This window comes from Paenibacillus alginolyticus DSM 5050 = NBRC 15375, from assembly GCF_000422905.1.
Classification (GTDB): Bacteria; Bacillota; Bacilli; order Paenibacillales; family NBRC-103111; genus Paenibacillus_E; species Paenibacillus_E alginolyticus.
Map to the genome: position 1 here is coordinate 1 of NZ_AUGY01000121.1, position 20,568 is coordinate 20,568.

The window sequence follows — 20,568 nt, forward strand, 5'->3', positions numbered from 1 at the left end:
AATGGCTGTATCCATCTTGGTTTCCAACTCCTGAAGGCGTTTAGAATCTTCTATACGCTCACTCACAGAAGGAAGGGATTCCTCACCAAATCTTTCTTTGTAGAACTTAACCCAGTTCGTGATCGTGCTAGGAGACACTGAATATTTACGTGCAAGATAAGATAACTTCGTTCCACTAAGTGCCTCTTGAGCTACCTTGATTCGTTGCTCATCATATAGGATATTGCTTTTCATACGTCTCATTCCCCCTCACCAATATTGTACCTTATTGCATATTGATGACTCCAATCTAATTAGGGGGCTTCAGAGTTTTGAGCAAATGACACCCAGATCATGGAATTTAGCTGCACTTTTTGCAGTTAAATCATGCATAGAAGCATGTTAGCTCCAGATTTGCTGCACAAAATACATCAAACTGATTCGAGGAGATCCCTCGTAAATAGCAGCTAGCTACCTCACTACCGAACCCTCGTCTGTTCTACTTTAAGTTCTCAGGATTCAGCTGCAGAAGCTCAGGCAGTACGAAAATACCGTCCTTACGAATGAGCACATCGTCAAACCAAATTTCGCCCCCGCCGTATTCCGGACGTTGGATATTCACAATATCCCAGTGCAAAGAGGATTTGTTGCCGTTATAAGCATCATCGTAGCAATTACCTGGCGTGAAGTGGAAGCTGCCGTCGATTTTCTCATCGAAAAGCGTGTCTTTCATCGGCTCTTGAATGTAAGGATTCACGCCAATCGCGAATTCCCCTACATAACGTGCGCCTTCATCCATATCGAAAATTTCATTAATTCGGTCCGTATCGTTAGCTGTCGCTTTGATGATTTTACCATTTTCAAATTCAAGTACGATATTCTCAAAAATGAAACCATCATGAGGCGTTGGCGTATTGTAGGAAATGATCCCATTCACCGACTCACGAACAGGAGCAGAGTAAACCTCGCCATCCGGGATGTTGAGTTCACCATCGCATTTAACGCCGCCGATTCCTTTAATCGAGAACGTCAAATCCGTGCCTGGACCAACTAGTCGCACTTTATCTGTGCGATCCATTAGCTCTTTCAAAGCATCCATGGCTTTGGACATTTTGCCATAATCCATCGTACATACGTTGAAGTAGAACTCCTCGAACTCATCCGTACTCATGCTGGCAAGCTGCGCCATGGAAGACGTTGGGTAACGCAGAACGACCCATCTCGTATCTTTAATCCGGACATCGAAATGAACTTGTTGATAATAAATCGAATTGTACAGCTTCATCCGGTCTGCCGGAATATCCGACAGTTCATAAATATTGGCTCCGCCGCGTACACCTATGTAGCCTTGCATTTGTTTCATTTGGAAAGCATCGACATCTGCCCATGTTTGCATTTGAGCTTCTGTTCCGTTCATGATGAGTTGACGCATAATTACGTGATCTCTAACATTGACGAAAGGGTGCGCACCAGCTGCGTGAACCTTTTTTACGATCTCTTTCACAAGAGCTGAATCAATACCGTAAGCCTCTATCAAAATATTTTCGCCAGGCTTCGCCTTAACCGAATAATTCACAAGCACATCTGCGAGCTTCGTTAGTCTTGGATCTAGCATACTTTATCTCTCCTCTTCTTCTACAACAGGGTCAAAAGACGGCTCATTCGTTTGAAAGCCGACCGTAGTCAAATAAAACCACTCCCCATTTTCTTCCTGCGACGCATCGAGCTCAAAGATAAGAGCACGAAACTTTCTCAGCCATTCTGCATATTTCTCTTTGCTCATTTTCACTTCGACCTGAGTCATGATAATCGGCCATTGGGTACGATCAGAAGAAGGAATTTGAAACGCCTCTTCAGGAGCATTAATCGCTCTGCGTCTGGCACGTCCAAGTACGCTAAGCGTCCTCTCGCGATAGTAATTCTCTACCTCTGAGACGTAAGGCAGCAGTTTTTCACTAGGGACGAAGCCGCGGGCTATTGCACGATAAAACTTTTGCAAAATACCATTCTTGAGTTCCGTACGAACGACCGAAATTAAACCATGCTTCTCAAGTTCATTCAAATGATAATGCACTTTTGCACGCGCCATTCCCAGCATTTTAGCTATTTGCTGACCGGTGTAAGCTTTCTCTATTAAATAAAGTAACACCTTAGCGCGTAGTGGATCGCTTATCGTTTTTAATTGCTCAAGTTCTTCAATAATATAAACTGGTTGCAGCTTCATCTGGACTCGACCTCCCTCTATTGTACCAATCTGGCCCTTAAACATGCGCTCATGGTCAACTCTTAATCTCTTAATGAGATTAATTAAACGACGGTCAAATCTTTTTAACCGTATCATAATGCGAAAAGGATTTCATGTCAATTGCAGTCTCAGCAAGCATGAATGCCCTCTTTATTGACCGTTTCAACGCTTTAAAGGATTAACGAAGCTAAGCTTTTCTCTATGGTAGCAAAAAGGGACGTTTCTGTCACCAATTAATGGTGAAAACGCCCCTCAATTTTATCGATAAATTTGGCTTCCTGCTTCACGGAATTCTTTGGACTTCTCTTCCATGCCGCTGTTTCGCGCAGATTCTTCGTCCAGCCCTTGTGCGTGTGCGTACTGCCGTATATCCTGCGTAATGCGCATACTGCAAAATTTCGGTCCACACATGGAGCAGAAGTGCGCCGTTTTCGCGCCTTCTGCCGGCAGCGTCTCATCGTGATACTCAATCGCGCGTTCAGGATCCAGCGAGAGATTGAACTGATCGCGCCAGCGGAACTCGAATCGAGCCTTCGACAGTGCGTTGTCGCGAATTTGCGCTCCAGGATGGCCTTTAGCCAGATCGGCAGCGTGCGCAGCGATTTTGTACGTGATGACCCCGACGCGTACATCCTCTTTATTCGGCAGGCCAAGATGCTCCTTCGGCGTCACATAGCACAGCATCGCTGTGCCGAACCAGCCGATCATCGCTGCTCCAATAGCAGAAGTGATATGGTCGTAGCCTGGCGCAATGTCGGTCGTCAGCGGTCCAAGCGTGTAGAATGGCGCTTCTTGGCAAACTTCCAGCTGACGGTCCATATTTTCTTTGACCAGGTGCATTGGCACGTGGCCTGGTCCTTCAACCATCACTTGGACGTCGTGCTTCCAAGCAATTTGCGTCAGCTCGCCGAGTGTTTCCAATTCAGCGAATTGGGCTTCATCGTTCGCATCCGCGATCGAACCAGGGCGCAGTCCGTCACCAAGGGAGAAGGCGACGTCGTAAGCTTTCATAATTTCGCAAATATCTTCGAAATGCGTATAGAGAAAGTTCTCTTGGTGATGAGCTAAGCACCATGCAGCCATGATGGATCCACCACGGGAGACGATACCCGTTACGCGCTGAGCTGTCATAGGGATGTAACGAAGCAGTACGCCCGCATGGATCGTAAAGTAGCTAACCCCCTGTTCTGCTTGCTCAATCAGCGTGTCACGGTACACTTCCCAAGTGAGGTCCTCTGCTTTGCCGTTCACTTTTTCTAGTGCTTGATATAGCGGCACCGTTCCAACAGGAACCGGCGAGTTGCGGATGATCCATTCGCGTGTTGTATGTATGTTTTTGCCCGTCGATAAATCCATAATCGTGTCAGCGCCCCAACGGGTCGCCCACGTCATCTTCTCGACCTCTTCCTCAATGGAAGAAGCGACAGCGGAATTTCCGATATTGGCATTAATTTTCACAAGGAAGTTGCGTCCAATGATCATCGGCTCGCTTTCGGGATGATTAATATTGGAAGGAATGATGGCACGACCGATAGCGACCTCTTTACGAACAAATTCAGCATCGAGATTCTCTCGAATCGCAATGTATTCCATTTCCGGTGTCACGATGCCCCGGCGTGCATAATGCATTTGAGTCACGTTACAACCTTGCTTAGCTCGGAGCGGTCTGCGGTGTAAGCCTGGGAAAATTTCTGCGGCCCCTCTCGCATCAGGAGATGCAAGCCCATTATCTTCTGGCTTCACTTCACGTCCAACATAGGATTCAACGTCACCACGTTCTTCAATCCATGTTAAGCGATTAGCGGGGAGACCTTGACGGATATCCGTTTTCAGTTCTGTATCCGTATAAACACCACTTGTATCATAGACCTGCACAGGCTCATTAGCTACTTCCTCTCCGTGAATATTCGTGGAGGTTCCCAAAGAAATTTCCCTCATTGGCACTTGAATATCTGGTCTTGAGCCTTGTACATATACCTTTTTACTACCTGGAAATGTGGAAATTTGGACATCTTTCACGGAACTACTATTTGTCGTTGTCATACGAATTCCTCCTCTATTTGATGTTTCTTAGCAGCTCAGCTGCTGCTTCACGTGGTGAGTGCGCGCTTGCAATCGCGCTGACTACAGCCACGCCATCCGCTCCTGCGCGGATGACGTGGGAGGCATTCGTGGCATCGATGCCTCCGATGCCAACGAGCGGCAGCCGGATGCCGCCTGCGCGAATCCGCTGGATGGCGGCTGGCCCCTGAACCTCACGCGCATCGGGCTTGGTGCGCGTGGCATATTGGGGGCCTACGCCCAGATAGTCGGCGCCTTCGGCGAGCGCCGCCTGGGCTTCTGCGAGATCGTGGGCCGAGACGCCCACGATCATGTTCTTCAGCCGCTGCCGTATGTCGGCGGCTGGGGCGTCTTCTTGGCCGATGTGAATACCATCGGCCGCAAGCTCTAGAGCGAGCCCTTCATCATCGTTGACGATGAAGGGGATCGCGTGCTGCGCGCAGAGGCGGCGCAGCCGCGCGCCTAGCTCGAGCTTCGCCGCCCCCTGCAGGGCTCCGGCGCCCTTCTCGCGGAACTGAAACATCGTGATGCCGCCGGCAATCGCGGCCTCCAGCACCGCAGCCGGGTCAGCACCGCCACAGTTCGGGCTGCCCATGACCAAATACAGACGCAGCGCTTTGCGCAGCTGCTCGATTTTCATCGTACACCTCGTATGAAAACATCCTCGTTAACGAAAATGCCATCCAAACCTGCGGCATTAGCTTCAACTTCCAAAGCACTATCACTCTTTAGCTGCCCGCCAGCTGAAGTCCCATCAAGCTCATTCGCTACCCTGCGTGCATAATTCGCTCTAACTCCACGTTGATATGCCCAATGGTTCGTAGGACCATAACCGCTTCCTATGTTTAACGGCTCTGCAATTGCAGCTTGGATGAATCTTTTTGCCAGTTGGATTGCTTCTTTCGTCGTTAAGCCCTGCGCAAGTCCCGAAGTGACCGCCGCAGCAAACGTACAACCTGTACCGTGCGTATGCTTGGTAACCAAGCGTCTGGACGAGAACTCCGTGAATGTCTTCCCGTCATACAACAAATCAATCGCATGCTCCGTATTCGCTTCATGGCCGCCTTTTATCATCACGTTCTTGCAGCCATAGAGATGAATCCGTTTCGCAGCCTCTTGACGCGACTCGCTGTCCGTTATTTGCAAGCCGCTAAGCGCCTCTGCCTCAGGTATGTTCGGTGTAACCACATCGGCCAGCGGCAATAAAGAGTGAATCATCGCCTCAATAGCCTCTTGCTGAAGCAAGGAGGCTCCTCCTTTGGCTATCATCACAGGGTCGACCACGACTCGCTCCCACTTGTAGGTTTGTATCGCAGCCGCTACGATTCGTATAATCTCACCACTGAATAACATCCCTGTTTTGAGCGCATCTGGAGGTAAATCATCCCCAATAGAGGCCAACTGCTGCTCAATCGCCTCAGCACTCATCGGATAAACCCCTTGAACACCCAGCGTATTCTGCGCAGTCACCGCGGTAATGACCGACATCCCATAAACGCCCAGCTCCTGAAACGTCTTCAAGTCTGCTTGAATCCCCGCACCACCTCCGCAATCCGAGCCCGCGATCGTTAATGCTTTGTAAACAGACATCTTACTCCCCCTTTCAGACACAAACTCTTGTTTTCCCGGTAACATTAGCTGAGAAGGCCATATTCGACCGCTCACCAAGGACTATCCACTTTCTCTCTCCCGAGACGTCCATTTCAATCCTCTCAGCCTCACATTCATGCTCTCAACCCACTTACACCAGCTGAGAAGACCTTTATCGACCGCTCACCTTGGATTATCCACTTTCCCTCTCCCGAGACGTCCATTTCGATCCTCTCAGCCACACTTTCGTGCTCCAAACCCACTTACACCAGCCGAGAAGGCCACATTCGACTGCTCACTAAGGATTATCCACTTTCCCTCTCCCGAGACGTCCATTTCGATCCTCTCAGCCTTACTTTCGTGCTCCAAACCCACTTACAGCAGCCGAGAAGGCCACATTCGACTGCTCACTAAGGATTATCCACTTTCCCTCTCCCGAGACGTCCATTTCTATCCTCTCAGCCTTACTTTCATGCTCTCAACCCACTTACAGCAGCTGAGAAGGCCTTTCTCGACCGTTCGCCAAGGATTATCCACTTTCCCACTACCGAGACGTCATTTTCAGCTTTCTCAGATTCACACTTCTGCTCTTCCCCAACTAAACGCGACTAAAACCCTCCATCGGACTGCTAGCCGATGCATACCGCTTCTTCGGAATGCGGCCCGCTTCGAATCCGGCACGTCCGGCTTCAATTGCCAATTTCATGGCGTAAGCCATTTTGATCGGATCCTTGGCACCCGACACAGCGGTGTTGAGCAGCACACCATCGGCTCCCATCTCCATAGCAAGTGCAGCGTCCGAAGGAGCGCCAATGCCGGCGTCAACGATTACAGGTACGGTCGCTTGCTCAATAATGAAGCTCAGGTTCAGCGGATTAATGATGCCTTGACCTGTTCCAATTGGCGATGCGCCAGGCATAATGGCATGAACTCCGAGGGCTTGCAAACGTTTGGCTAAAAGCACATCATCTGATGTGTATGGAAGCACGATGAAGCCCTCCTCAAGCAGCATTTCCGAGGCTTTCAACGTTTCAACCGGGTCAGGCAGCAGCGTCATCTCGTCTCCGATAACTTCAACTTTGATCATGTCGCATAGTCCGGAAGCCTTCGCTAGTTTCGCGATGCGTACAGCTTCTTCGGCTGTTTTGGCGCCTGCCGTATTCGGCAGCAAGGTGAAATTCGACACATCCAGCATCGACAAGAAATTAGGCTGACTCGCTTCAAAAATATTCATACGTCGCACAGCAAACGTCAATATCTGAGATTCACTAGCCTCAACCGCCTGCTTCTGAATATCAAAATCCGGAAATTTCCCCGTTCCTAGCAATAGGCGTGAACGAAACTCGTAAGGACCGATTTTTAACATAAGAATTATCCCCCTCCAACAAAATGAACGATTTCGATTTTATGTCCTTCGGAAAGCTCAACTTTCGCGTGATCTTCTTTTTGTAAAATGTTTTCATTATGTTCCACGACGAGCATTTTCTCACTTAATTCAAAATGCGCTAGCAGCTCTTCTATGGTTCGGATCGAATCTGGAATATCTACACTTTGCCCATTAATGTGCAGCTTCAATGCTGTGCAGCTCCTTTCCTGTGGCTGAAAATAGCTTCCCTTCACGCCGTCCAATCCGCTTCGATTGCCCGGATAGATCAGGACTAAAAACATCGAGCAGGGATTCCAAACCCGAACAGGTCTGTGTTTCCAGCTCAAGCTCTGGCTGAAAGTTCTCCTCTCCCCCGCCTAAAATGAAATCCGCAATCACCTTACCGGTGACCGGACTGAGCAAAATCCCATTGCGGTAATGCCCACAAGCAGCATATAAACCCTCGTACGCCGGCACTTTGCCGATGTACGGCAGCCCGTCTGTCGTCTGCGGACGCAGACCTGACCAAGCTTTCTCCCACTCGGCTTCGCCAATCGTGGGCATGAGCAGCCTCGCACGCTCCATCAGCTCAGCCAAACCAACCAGCGAAACCTTGCGGTCGTAGCTATTCGGCACTACCGTCGCGCCGACCAGCAGTCGTCCTCCGGCTTTCGGGACGATATAACACCCTGTCGTGAACAGGGTCTTCCTGAGCAGCGGCTTCGCCGTAAGGACGGAGAAGCACTCGCCCTTCACGGGATACACCGGCAGGTCGACGCCGATGCCGGCCATTAGCTGTCCGCTCCACGTGCCAGCCGCCACAACGACGTGGTCGCTATACAGCGGACCATCGCTCGTCATAACACCGACGGCTCGGCCTCGCTCCGTCAGCAGCCCTTGTACCTGGGCGAATTCTTGCACCTTCGCCCCCAGTACCCGGGCTGCCTGCGCGAACGCTGCCGCCAGCAGCGGCGCCTCTACCTGCCCATCGCCGGGCAGGTATAAGGCTCCGCGCGTCGCTCCGCTCAAAGCTGGCTCGAGCTTGGCAGCTGCAGCTGCGCTCAGCCACTCCGCCTGCTCGCCCGCTGTGCGTTGGAGCTTCTCCCTCGCGCGCAGCTCTTGCTCTTGAACGTCGCTGAGCGCCACGTTCAGCAATCCTTCACGGACGAGACCGATGTCGATGCCCGTGAGAGCTTTCAGTTCCTCGCTCAGCTGCGGGAACATCGCTCGGCTTTGTCGGGCCCACTGGAAAAGCGGCCCCGTATCCTCCATCTCGGATTGTGCTCCGAGCATGCCCCCTGCCGCCGCCGAGGCTTCCATGCCAAGCCTCCCGCGCTCGAGGAGCAGGACGGACTGGCCTCGTTTTGCCAAGTTATAGGCGATTGAGGAGCCAATAACTCCACCGCCGATAATGATCACATCGTTTATATGTTTCATTTATCCCACCTCCTTTCGCTCTAACACTTTAGCGTAAGCTTTCACTGCTTCTAACGGGTCTTCCGCTTCCCAGATCCCACTCATCACTGCTACACCAGAAGCTCCCGCCTCCAAAACTGAACTTACCCGTTCAGGCCTCATGCCTCCGATCGCAATAATCGGAATTGTTACTTGGGCTGCCACACCTCTGAGTGCCCCCAACCCCCTTGGCGGGATACCCTCCTTAGAACTCGAAGCAAAAACATGACCAAACATCACATAATGCGCCCCCTCCTGCTCTCGCTGCTTAGCTTCCTCTGCACTATGTATCGATACGCCAGTCCTCTGCACTCCTTGACAGAATTCTCTTAGGGTTGAAAGCGGCGGGGTGCTGCCCTGGAGCTGTAATCCACCTAATCCCGCAGCCGTGACAATGGACGGGAAACCATTGATATATAGGCTTTTCGCCGGAATACCTGTTTTGAGCAGAAACTGCACGCCTAGGAAGATCTCGTCTAATGATTTCGTCTTCTCACGTATATGAATGGCTGTGACATGAGGGTAAATCTGAGCTGCAGTCGCCGCCAACTCTGTCCAAGATAATTTGCCATTAGAAATGACATGCAGTTCATATCCTGACATATTGAGGCTCAACTCCCTTCCAGAGCTTTGCTTAAAATAACTATAAAATGAGAATTTTCCTTATCCAGCTTCATCTTCAGGTTTTAAGCATGTTTTTCATCACTACGGAGACACTTTTCCGCTTCGCATACACTTTAGCTGTATAAAACATCCCTAAAATCACTAAATACTCACTCACAACCAGCAAGCAGCTACTCTAACGATGAAAAACATCACTAACCCACCAGCTAGCTCACCTATTCCGACTTTAGCGATGAAAAACATCACTACAGTGCAGGAATCCAAATAAAATTGACATTTAGGGCCCAGCCACTACTTTCTGCACCACACACGGTATGGAATGGGTTTAATTAATTTCAGGCATGAAAAAAACCACTTTTCCAAAGAAAAGTGGTTTTAGGTTGCCGCCTAATAAACGTACAAAGATGGCAATGATCGTTCCACTTTCCTCCGCTGGTATGACCCAGTTCAGGTTCAAAGGGTTCAGATTGCTCTGTCTCAGCCTTGCGGCGCCCCTAGGGATTCATTCGTATTCAATTGTTAAATATCATAGCACGTCATCAAACGCTTGGAAATAGAAATTTTCGTGGATCAAAATTCAATCGTCTTCCCTGTTTTTGCCGATTCATAAATGGCCTCCAAAATCTGGGTAACAACATATGCTTGCTCCGGTTTGACAAGAGGCTCCGTGTCATTGAGAATGCTTTCCAGCCATTGTCTGGCTTCTTTCACGCCTGGTTCTTCGGCACCTGCGTCGAAATAAGCGATGCCGCCACCTGTAGTTGCCTTGGTTTCGACCAGCTTTCCATACTTGGCGCTGTTAAACACCAGCTCACTTTTGCCCATAGCAGGGCTGCCTTTCATTTCCGCTCCGCCTTCTGTTCCGCACAGGGTAGTCATGGCTTCTCTCGTATCGGTAATATTCAGCGCCCATGCGCATTCCAGGAATATCGTTGCACCATTCTCCATTTTGATAAATCCGAAAGCCGAATCTTCAACCTCGTAGCTCTTCGGATCCCATGGACCGAACAGGTTGCCCTCGAATTTATCCCCTAATTTGTGGAATACCGATCCTGTCACCGATTTCGGCTTGTAGTTGTCCATGAACCAGAGAGATAAATCCAGCGCATGCGTGCCAATGTCGATCAATGGTCCACCACCCTGCTGCTCTTTGTCTGTAAAAACGCCCCAGGTTGGAACTCCGCGTCTGCGAAGGGCGTGTGCTTTGGCCATATAAATATCGCCGAACTCCCCATGGCGGCACGCTTTGTACAATACTTGCGAATCGTCTCTGAATCTATTTTGATAACCAATGGTCAATTTTCTTCCTGTCTTCTTGCTTGCCTCTAACATCTTTTTAGCTTCAATTGAATTGATAGCCATTGGCTTTTCGCACATGACATGCTTACCTGCCTCCAGCGCTGCTTTCGTTATGAAGGAATGCTGAAGATTGGGAGTCAACACATGAATAACGTCAATAGACTCATCTTGCAATAATTCCCTATAGTCCAAATAAACTTTGGCCTGTTCCGTTCCAAATTCCTTTGCAGCTTTCACAGCTCGTTCTTCAACTACGTCACAGAAAGCAACCATTTCGCCTAAATGAGTGAGTTTCCCTAAAGAAGGCATATGCTTTTGATTGGCAATACCGCCGCAGCCTATAATTCCGATTTTCAATTTAGCTGTTGACATGATCGAACACTCCCTATGATCAAATTTTTCGCCATTAAACGGCTTTATACATACTTTTGCAAAACCTTTAAATCATTCTCTATGCTCGTAAATTTATCGTCGCTTATCCCTTCATTCTCAATAAAGGCATATTGGATGTTACCCATTTCTTTTATTTTGTCATAGGTGGCTTTGAAGTCTATTGCACCGGTTCCAAGATCCACAAAGTCACATGCTTGTATGTATCCCTTCCCGCGATATAGCTGCATCATATCCAAATCTTCATCACCTGGCTGAAGGGCGTCAAATACGTTTAGAATGACGATATCTTTATTTAAATCTTTCTGATGGACGATATCGCATCGGCTGCCTAATTTCTCAAGAACGGCCAGGGGATCAAGACCTGCGCGCATAACCCAGACCAAATCCAACTCAAATTTGACATAGGACGGGTCGGTATTTTCAACTAAAATATCGTATAAGGTCGTATCCCCCCATCTTTTGAATTCATGAAAGTGATTATGAAAGTAAAATTGCAAACCGTTTTCTTTGCATTTTTTTCCGATGGCATTCAATTGTTCTGCGGTTTGCAGTGTATCTTCACGATTTTTGATCCAGGCAGACGGCAATACAATCGCTTTACAGCCAAGTTCAGCATTTTCTTGAATTAACTTATCCCAATTCTGGGCATCTTGATCCAATCGTTCATGGGCAGCTATGGGCTTAAGCCCCAATTCTTCCAGCTTATTTTTGATGGTTTGCAAAGGGAATGAATCACTGTATCGGACGCCTGTCATAAAATTGGTGGTGATTAATTCCACATTGGTATAGCCTGCTGCAGCTACCTTCTCAAGGGTGCCAAAATAGTCGTTATTTAGTGCTTGAAAGACTGAAAATAAATTTACGCCAATTGAAATGCTCATTTTAATTGCTCCTTTTGTGTTAAATTTTTAACATGCCGAAGCTTATGCTTTTCTAGCCTTTCATTCCGAGGTTTGCCTCTAAACAGCATCCATACGAGAGGAAGACCAACTAACACAATCATCGTCGCCAAGATGTACACATCATTGGAGCTCATCGTGAAGGCTTCCGCCTTCAGCAACTTTCGCTCGGCTTCTGCAGCCCCATCTAGACCAAGCGCTTGGTTGTGAACGGTCAACCGTGATGCAATAAGTGAAGTAAACAACGCGATAGAGAAGGAACCGAAAACTTGGCGGATCCAGTTATTTACCGATGAAGCGTGACCGGACAGCTCACGTGGGATAGCCTCCATACCAACGTTGGTAAGCGGCATGATCGTTAACGAAAGTCCAATGTAGCGAATAGTTAGCCACATAACAATGTACCCGTGCGATACGTTCACATCCAGTCGTCCTATCGCTAGTGTCCCGACCGCGATCAAGAAAACCCCGGAAACGATCAGCCACTGCGGTGCTATTCTCATATACAGCTTGCCAACGAGCGGCATCACGCCTGCCATCGCAAGTGTGGCCGGAAGCAAGATCAAACCGACCTCCAGCGCGGACGCCCCTTGAATGTTCTGCAGGAACACCGGTATCAAGTAGGCACCGGAATACAGGTTGAGCGTAATAATGGCCAGCACGGCAAGGCTAACCGTATATTTCACATTGACAAATACCTTCAAATTCAAGAGCGGTTCGAGGATCATTAATTCTCTCCGAATAAAGCACCCGAGCATTAGGATACCGAAAGCGAGCAGCGACAGTGTTCTCCACGAGCTCCATCCCCATGCATGCGCTTCGCTGAAGGCAATCAGGAGGGAGGCGCTGCTCAGAATTACGGTAACCAAGCCGGGCAAATCGAACGTTTTCGGCGTATTCAGTTTGTAATAGGGAATCAGTCGCCAAGCGACTGCAATTGCCGCAATGCCGAATGGAATGTCCATGAGGAACAGCCATTTCCATTCGAATTTCCCAATCAGCCAGCCCGCCAATAGAGGCCCGAACGCGGGCGAAAGCATCGTCGACAAGGTCCACATGCTGAGCGCAAACGCCTGCTTGGCTCGGGGAATCACCTGATAAAGGATCGTCATCGTGGCTGGCAAGATCATCCCGCCAAAAATACCTTGTACAATTCGAAATGCAATTAAAGATTCAATATTCCATGCGAAAGCGCTAAGCCCTGAAATCAACGTGTAGCCAATAAGCGCAGCTACATATAGGTACTTGGTACTGAACTTTTCCCCAAGATAACCGGTGAGGGGAGCCACAACTCCGGTTGCCAGCAGGTAACCCGTCATCGTCCACTGCATGGTGGTCAAATCGGTATGAAATTGTGCCATCAAAACGGGAAATGCTATACTTATCGAACTCATGCCAAGTGTTGCCAGTACGGACCCGAAAAAAATCGCGATCATGACAGGCGCAAACGGTCTGTTTCTCTCCTGTATCTCTGTAGGGGGCATGCAGCTTCTCCTCGCAAAAACTACTTATTGGTTTTCGCCCATTCATCAAGCTGCTTTTGCTTCTCAGCTATAATTTTGTCCATGCCAGAAGCCTTCATTTTGCTAATAAATTCAGGCAAGTTTTTATCCGGATCCAGCGTACCGGTTTCCAAACCTAATTTAAATTGATCCTTCACGCTTTGAACAGCAGCCACTTCCGTTTTAACCGGATCGACTGTGAAGCTGAAGCCGAGCGCTTTTGATTTTTTGGACGATTTGTTGAAATCAGCCTGATCTTTCCAAAGACTAACAGGATCCGTTTCCCAAATGTAGGAAAGGAATTGATTGCCCCACTCCCATCCATGATTCGGGCTATAGGTGGCATTCTGCGTATCTACGCCATTCGGGAAGGCGATCAAGTCACCCTTCTTGACATAGTGCTTTCCTTCAATGCCATAGTCGATCAAGTTGATCAACTCTTTGTCGGAGTAAAGCAAGTTGAGGAACATCATGGCTCTCTCCGGATCCTTCGAGTTTTTGGCGATACTGAACATGACGTTTGCAATCGACGACGTAGAAGTGACAGGCGGGATAATGCGAGCTGCAACCATCGGTGTGCCTGTCAAGATGGCTTCCTTCGTTTCATAGCCAGGCTTCATATGCACTGTAAAGGAGAAAGCTTTGCCGGCCTTCACAAGGTCTTCAGGGCGGATTTTGTTTGTAGCGATATCCTTAGGGATATAGCCGTCCAAATACCATCTTCTGACCATTTTCAATAGATCAGAATATGGCTTCGATTCAAACCAATTGACTACCTTTAGGTTATTATCATGGTCCGGCAGCACGCCGTTATCATCATTCAATGGGTCCATAAAGCCAGGTGCAATGGACGCGATATAGGACGTACCCCCGCCTTCCGGAACAATAGCCGCCATATTCGGCTCGTTGTCTTTGACGACCTTGAATACGGCATCCAAATCATCAAAGGTCTTGATCTTGCTTAGATCAATCTTGTATTTATCAACAATATCTTTGCGCATCAGGATGCCGTAGTCGGCTGCCCAGTCGCGTACGCTAGGTATGCCATAAAGCTTACCGCTGGCCATCGTCGCTTTTTGAATCTCCGGTGTGACGACCTTGGCTATGTCCTGTCCATATTTCTTAAGCAGATCCTCTAAAGGAACAAGCTGTCCTTTTGCCGCTTGCGTACCGTAGCCGAGTGCTGTCAAAGTGACTAGCAAGTCCAAATTTTCATTGCTCGCAAGCATCAGATTGACTTGTTGCTGATATGCAGCAGGGTCAATAGGCACAAATTTAACCGTTGCATTAATTTTCTCTTTGGTCAGTTTGTTAACGGCCTCCTGGACCTCCTGCAGATCTTTGTTGTTGCCGATCTTATAGTAGGCCACGGTTAATTCATAAGGCTTTAAATCCGACTTCGCCTTTCCAGATTCTCCTGACGCGCTTGGCGCCTTAGTAGCCGTAGAGTCACCGCTACCGCTGCTGCATGCCGTCAATAGAAGAGAAACGGCTATCATTCCCGCTAACGCTGTTTGGACGCTCTTTCTATTCCCTCTCATTTCGTAGCCTCCCTGTTTTATATTCCATTTATGCTAACCGGCTGATGCTGCCGAGTATAGCCTAGCCTTTGACTGCTCCAATGACGAGACCTTTGACGAAATATTTTTGGAAAAAAGGGTATGCGATCAGCAATGGTATAGTCCCAATAACCGCCATAGCCATCCGGACCGATTCCATCGGAATGTTACTGCTTGCAGCAAGTTCCGTTGTGCTGCTGCTCGTGTTGCTTGACAAAAATTGCGCGTTTAACAAAATCCGGTTTAACAAATTTTGCAAACTGAACAGCTTGCTGTCGGTCACATAGATTAATCCGTTGAACCAATCGTTCCAATAGCCGATCGTTTGCATCAATCCGACCGTAGCCAGAATGGGAAGAGAGAGCGGAAGCACGATTTGGAAAAAGATTTTAAATTCCCCCGCCCCGTCAATGGATGCCGATTCAATAACCGGGGTTGGGATTGAAGTCATAAAGAAGGTTCGCATAATCAGCACGTAAAATCCGTTGGATAGCAAACCGGGAATGATTAAGGCCAGCAATGTGTTTTTCATATCGAACACTTGTGTATATACCAGGTAGGTGGGGACCAGGCCTCCGTTAAACAGCAGTGTGAAAAACACGATAAACGAGAGCGGCTTGCGAATCAGCATATCCTTTCTAGATAATGGATAGGCGCATAGGGCAGTAATTGACAGCCCCACAAACGTACCAACTAAAGTTACCAGAATGGTTATACCGTACGCCCGAAATATGTTGGAGGAATCATTCCATAGGAATTCGTACGCCGCCAAGCTGAATTTACTCGGTAGGAAAGAATACCCTTCTGACACAATGGTCATCTCGTCGGTGAAAGAAGTGATTACGAGCAGAAAAAACGGAAGAAGACAGAGACAAACAATGCCAATAAAGAATACATGAATGATCGCTTGATACAGTTGGCTTTTTACTTTCAATTGGATTCCCTCCTTATTAAAACAAAGCGTTATCGCTGTTTCGCTTGCTCACCACATAATTTGAGATGAGTACGAGAATGAATCCCACAACGGATTGATATAGGCCCGCTGCCGAAGACATGCCGATGTCGCCTAATCTTAGTAAAGCCCGATAGACATATGTATCGATGACGTTAGTAGTCGGAAAGAGTGCGCCTGTATCTAGCGGAACTTGATAGAACAATCCGAACTCCGAGTAGAATATACGGCCGATTTGCAGCAGCGTCATTATCACGATAACCGGAGTGATTAAAGGTATGGTAATGTTCGTAATCTGCTGCCATTTACTCGCTCCGTCAATCCTGGCGGCCTCGTAATATTCAGGGTCGATTCCGATAATCGCCGCTAAATAGATAACACATAGGTATCCAACATGCTTCCAAATGTTCACAAAGGTCAAAATATACGGCCAGTATTTGGCTTCGCTATACCATGAGATTGGATCCATTCCAAGCATAGGCAAGATTTGTTTATTAATATAACCGGTTTCTCCGCTTAGCATGGCAAGCACCAAATAACCGACAATAACCATAGATATCAAATAGGGGATGAGAATGACGCTTTGGTAAAACCGGGCAAATAATTTCTTCTTCACTTCATTCAGCAAAATAGCTACGCCAACGGCGATGATCAAATTAATGATAATAAAAGCCGAATTATATAGAATCGTATTTCGAGTAATCAGCATGGCGTCGGAGGTTTTGAACAGGTACTCGAAATTTTTAAATCCAACCCAATCGCTGGCCCAAATTCCTTTCGTGAAGTTGACGTCTTTGAACGCAATGATCAAGCCAAACATCGGCAAATAGTTGTTGATGATTAGATAAATGATTTCGGGTATGACCATCACGAACAGTGGAGCATACCTCCATAATTTTCTCAGTTTTTTTCTGGTTAATGATTTCGTTGCCGTTATCCCAGCAGCTGTCGTAGTCGCTGAATTTGTCCTAGTTGTCGTTGTCTCCATATCGTTCCTCCCTCATCCTTTATACTCTCATCATATATAACCGCTGCATCGCACTCTACCTGTTTCCCGACTTCCTGTTATCGCATTTCCGACTTCTTTTTGAGCAAAAAAGACCGAACCCGAGAAGGGAACGATCTCATGTATCTAGACAAATTTATAGCTTACGCCTCATATAATTTGCGATAATCCTGTGGATTGATGGCCGTCGCTTTCTTGAACATTTTTGAGAAATGGGAAAAATTATTGTAGCCCACCGAAGCGGCGATGCTGCCAATCGGAAGATCTGTCTTCACCAGCATCTCTTTTGCCAATTCTACCCGCTCCTGAAGCACATAATCAGAAATCGTCAAGCCGGTTTCTTTCTTGAAAATTCTTGTCAGGTAGTCTGGATTCATATTCACATAGTTGGCGATATCCTCCCGCGAAACATCTTCGTTAATGCGCTGAGCGATATATTGCTTCGCTTTTTCCACAACCGTTTGGCTTACATCCACTGTGTTAATTCGACCAGCAGCTTCTTCGATCATCGTGATTATCCATTGCCTAAGATCAGCTATGGAACGGGATACGGATGATGCCTGCATAGACAGAAGCTCTTCCGAAAAAACCTGATGTGCCCTCAGGCCCTTATAATGCAATACGTGATGAATCATCTGGAGAAAGTCCTCGTGAAATCCGCGCAGCAATTTGGCATCGAGACTCTCCATTTGCTTCATCGCATCCAAACTTTGATCGATTTCTTTGAGCAGTTTCCCTTTGCATCCACATTTGAGCAATTCCGCCCATCCGTTCATTTTAGGGACTGGAAATGTATCGTAGCAGCTGCATCGTTGTTCACTTAAGAAGAAAATTTTATTCGTTTGTGTAACATTGCGGGATTCCATCGTGACTAAGGATTCGAACATCTCTAACATTCCCTCCGTATATACGGGAGAACCGATATAACAGCAAAGATCACAGAAAAAGTAATGGTTACACGCATCGATATAACCCTGTAATTCGTTCGTTAATTTCTTCTTATCGATCTTGCTACCCGGTTCGACCGAGAGGATGGCCAGTAACCCTCCGCTTTTGACCTGAACAATTTGACCGTTGGACTCTTTCCATACAGCCAATTCCTCCAAAGAATTGCGCAAGGCGTATTCCATTATTTTTTCTTCACGAAGCGTCAGTTTTTTATGCCAACGCTGAACACTGATCCATATCGGCACAAATAAGGCAGTATCGCTATAAGGTATATTTTGCTTCGCCATAATTTCTTTGATTTGAACCTTATTCGAAGGGATCGACCTATGTATTAAATCCTGCCAAAAGCGCTCAACAACCATGGGTTGGTACGATTCCCATAACTGATAGTAATGTTTATAGGTCTCATTAAATTGGATTAATCCTCTTTTCTTTTCCAATTGTTCGATGGCTTTTCGAACGGCTTTCTCCAATTCCGGAAAACGGACAGGTTTGAGCATATAATCCAGACTTCCCAGTTGAATTGCTTTTTGCGCGAATTCGAAATCAGCATGACAGGTTAAGAAGAGAGACTCGGTATCCGGAGAGTGTTCTTTGACCCAAGATAACAATTGAAATCCGTCACCTTCCGGCATTTCAATGTCACAAAGCAGAATATCAATTTTTTGGGTCAAAAAGATTTCCTTCGCCTGCCGTATGTTAAAAGCTTCATGAACCCTTGAAAATCCAAGTTGGTCCCACTCTACCCCCGCTTTTATCCCTCGTACGGCATGAATTTCATCGTCCACGACCAGCAATTGAAGCATAGCCTTCTCCACCTTTCTTCTCATGAAATGGGATGAGAATTTCAATCACTGCGCCATGGCCTGCACCATTTGAAAACGCGATCTGGGCGTGATCTTGATATAGGAGGCGCAATCGGCGCTGCACATTCCATATCCCGATATGATGACCTTCTCCGTTACCGATATCCATTTCCATCTGCAGCCGAGTTAAAACGTCTTCGGGAAATCCTTTGCCTGTATCCTCAACTCGTATTTTAATTTTCTTATTTGATGTGGCTCCAATGGTGATACCAATATGAATCTGTTTATCCATGCTAACTGCGTGTTTAATCGTATTTTCCACAAAGGTCTGAATAACAAGCGGAGGAACCACTACGTCCATCAGGTTGTCCGGGACAGATAGATCATAAGTCAAATTTTTGGGAAACCGCATCTCCTGGATACGAAAGTAATTAAGAGTATGCTGGACCTCATCGCTCAAAGCGACGAATGCCATGTTGCTCCGAAACATAAAACGGAAATATTCTACGAGACATAGAACCATTTCCTGAATCAGTGTAAAGTCTTTCACCTGCGCCAAATTATAAATAATGTTCAACGAATTCATAAAAAAGTGCGGATTAATTTGAAGCTGTAAATGCTTGAGCTCGGCCTTCTGATGATTTAACTGCTCTTCCAAAACATTAATTTTCAATTCCTGTATTTGCGATATCATGCGATTGAAGGATTGGTTCATCTTGTCGAATTCAATGACAGAAGGGCTGTATGTGATGCGGACATCCAAATTCCCATCTTCGATTCTCCTCATGGCCATCATGATCCGATTTATCGGAATCAAGATGATTTTCCTTAAAAGAAATAAAACGAAAGGAAGCAGAATAAGTGATCCCATCAAAATGAACGATACCATTCGGCGAAGGAGTGGAAGATTCTCTAGAATGATGCTGTCTGGTATGACAGCGATTAAGCTGAAACGGCCTTTCGCGGATTTTTCGCCAACGACTAGGAATTTCTCATTTTTTCCAGTGAGTTTGTAATCCGTTCCAACATCGTTCAAATTAATTTGATTTTCTTGTACAAAAGCTTGGTTAGACATAGCCTCGAACAGGTCCGTAACCAGCAGCGCCCTACCGTTGTTTCCCAAATCGACCAGATTCAACGGCACCATTAATTTACTCGCATCCGCCCATGCCCCAATATAGACATTCCCATATTTGATCACACGGGTTAAAAAGTATTGATCTCCGAGTTTTAGCATGAACCATTCTCTCAAGCTTGTCTGATTTGAACCGTCGCGTTGGTCCTGAAAAATGGTCTTAATGCTATTTTCAACGGCTACCTGTCTGGTATAAGAGACTTGATCACTCATTACTGTCAATAAATCTTGATTCGGCTCCGAGTAAACAAAGAACATGTCCATCGATTTATAATTAGGGAGATCTTTTAACAACTTATTATTTAATTGAATTTTCGTAAAAGAGTACCGATCGGCATTTTGATCTCGCTGCGCATCAAGTACAAGCAGTCCCATGTCTTGCGCAGCGAAGTTGAATAAATATTTGTCAACCTCATCCAAATTACGGTCGATCTGTCCCATATATAAGCTAATTAAATTTTTTGATTATCCAACTAGCTCAGGATAGGTAATCGTCGTAGACGATAGGCAACAATGAACTAACCTATTGAATAACTCGCTTTTGACCTCACGGCGGTTGAATCGATAGCAAAACTCATCGAGATATGCTTGTAGGTGCTTAGGATCTAAGCCGTGGTAGGTACCACCAATAAAAGCTTTCGCATTAGAGATGATCGTATGAAGCCACTTTAGATGATCTGGATTTTCTTTCAGGTCGTACTTTTTGGCTTCATGGTGGAAGCCATTTTTGGCCAAAGCTTGATAAGAAC

General features: G+C 47.0%; 18 protein-coding genes, 1 pseudogene and 1 riboswitch. All 19 genes and pseudogenes read right to left on the minus strand.

What is annotated here, in order from left to right; all coding sequences use genetic code 11:
• A partial coding sequence (locus tag G519_RS45900; protein ID WP_036634836.1) for a helix-turn-helix domain-containing protein occupies positions 1-234 on the minus strand: 234 nt, incomplete at its 3' end.
• A 244-nt stretch (positions 235-478) separates the two neighbouring features.
• Positions 479-1,594, minus strand: a complete 1,116-nt coding sequence (locus tag G519_RS0133740) for an aminopeptidase (protein ID WP_029198370.1) — start codon at positions 1,592-1,594, stop codon at positions 479-481.
• 3 nt (positions 1,595-1,597) lie between these two features.
• Positions 1,598-2,203, minus strand: coding sequence for an ArsR/SmtB family transcription factor (locus tag G519_RS0133745; RefSeq protein ID WP_029198371.1), 606 nt, complete (start codon positions 2,201-2,203; stop codon positions 1,598-1,600).
• Positions 2,204-2,482: 279 nt separating this feature from the next.
• Positions 2,483-4,267: a phosphomethylpyrimidine synthase ThiC gene (gene thiC / locus G519_RS0133750; RefSeq protein WP_029198372.1), complete on the minus strand. Its 1,785-nt coding sequence runs from the start codon at positions 4,265-4,267 to the stop codon at positions 2,483-2,485.
• A 13-nt stretch (positions 4,268-4,280) separates the two neighbouring features.
• On the minus strand, positions 4,281-4,925 hold the full coding sequence (gene thiE / locus G519_RS0133755) for a thiamine phosphate synthase (RefSeq protein ID WP_029198373.1): 645 nt from the start codon (positions 4,923-4,925) through the stop codon (positions 4,281-4,283).
• 161 nt (positions 4,926-5,086) lie between these two features.
• Positions 5,087-5,875: pseudogene (thiD, locus tag G519_RS45905) on the minus strand (bifunctional hydroxymethylpyrimidine kinase/phosphomethylpyrimidine kinase); the annotation flags it as partial.
• Between the two features lie 598 nt (positions 5,876-6,473).
• Positions 6,474-7,241 (minus strand): thiazole synthase, encoded by a 768-nt coding sequence (locus tag G519_RS0133765; RefSeq protein WP_029198374.1) that lies wholly within the window; start codon positions 7,239-7,241, stop codon positions 6,474-6,476.
• 5 nt (positions 7,242-7,246) lie between these two features.
• On the minus strand, positions 7,247-7,450 hold the full coding sequence (gene thiS / locus G519_RS0133770) for a sulfur carrier protein ThiS (protein WP_029198375.1): 204 nt from the start codon (positions 7,448-7,450) through the stop codon (positions 7,247-7,249).
• Complete coding sequence (thiO, locus tag G519_RS45910) at positions 7,434-8,678, minus strand: glycine oxidase ThiO (protein WP_064743583.1); 1,245 nt, start codon at positions 8,676-8,678, stop codon at positions 7,434-7,436. Before thiO ends, thiS begins: the two co-directional genes overlap by 17 nt.
• Positions 8,679-9,299: a thiamine phosphate synthase gene (locus G519_RS0133780; protein WP_051253930.1), complete on the minus strand. Its 621-nt coding sequence runs from the start codon at positions 9,297-9,299 to the stop codon at positions 8,679-8,681.
• 428 nt (positions 9,300-9,727) lie between these two features.
• A riboswitch (TPP riboswitch) is annotated at positions 9,728-9,826 on the minus strand.
• Positions 9,827-9,890: 64 nt separating this feature from the next.
• Positions 9,891-10,991, minus strand: a complete 1,101-nt coding sequence (locus G519_RS0133785; RefSeq protein WP_029198377.1) for a Gfo/Idh/MocA family protein — start codon at positions 10,989-10,991, stop codon at positions 9,891-9,893.
• A 44-nt stretch (positions 10,992-11,035) separates the two neighbouring features.
• Positions 11,036-11,893 (minus strand): sugar phosphate isomerase/epimerase family protein, encoded by an 858-nt coding sequence (locus G519_RS0133790; protein ID WP_029198378.1) that lies wholly within the window; start codon positions 11,891-11,893, stop codon positions 11,036-11,038.
• Positions 11,890-13,395 carry a DHA2 family efflux MFS transporter permease subunit gene (locus tag G519_RS0133795; RefSeq protein ID WP_029198379.1) on the minus strand — a complete coding sequence of 502 codons (1,506 nt, stop codon included), beginning with the start codon at positions 13,393-13,395 and terminating at the stop codon, positions 11,890-11,892. Before G519_RS0133795 ends, G519_RS0133790 begins: the two co-directional genes overlap by 4 nt.
• A gap of 20 nt (positions 13,396-13,415) precedes the next feature.
• Complete coding sequence (locus G519_RS0133800; protein WP_029198380.1) at positions 13,416-14,954, minus strand: ABC transporter substrate-binding protein; 1,539 nt, start codon at positions 14,952-14,954, stop codon at positions 13,416-13,418.
• Positions 14,955-15,015: 61 nt separating this feature from the next.
• A complete protein-coding gene (locus tag G519_RS0133805; protein ID WP_051253931.1) occupies positions 15,016-15,906 on the minus strand; it encodes a carbohydrate ABC transporter permease in 891 nt (296 codons plus the stop codon).
• 16 nt (positions 15,907-15,922) lie between these two features.
• On the minus strand, positions 15,923-16,792 hold the full coding sequence (locus G519_RS0133810; RefSeq protein WP_174806686.1) for an ABC transporter permease: 870 nt from the start codon (positions 16,790-16,792) through the stop codon (positions 15,923-15,925).
• A gap of 281 nt (positions 16,793-17,073) precedes the next feature.
• The gene (locus G519_RS0133815; protein WP_029198383.1) at positions 17,074-18,684 is read right to left on the minus strand and encodes a response regulator transcription factor; all 1,611 of its coding nucleotides are present in this window, start codon (positions 18,682-18,684) and stop codon (positions 17,074-17,076) included.
• Positions 18,656-20,260, minus strand: coding sequence for a sensor histidine kinase (locus G519_RS45915; protein ID WP_051253932.1), 1,605 nt, complete (start codon positions 20,258-20,260; stop codon positions 18,656-18,658). The genes G519_RS0133815 and G519_RS45915 overlap by 29 nt, the downstream gene beginning before the upstream one ends.
• Before the next feature lie 24 nt (positions 20,261-20,284).
• Positions 20,285-20,568, minus strand: a 284-nt coding sequence (locus G519_RS45920; RefSeq protein WP_244280199.1) for a transposase, incomplete at its 5' end; no start/stop codon positions are given.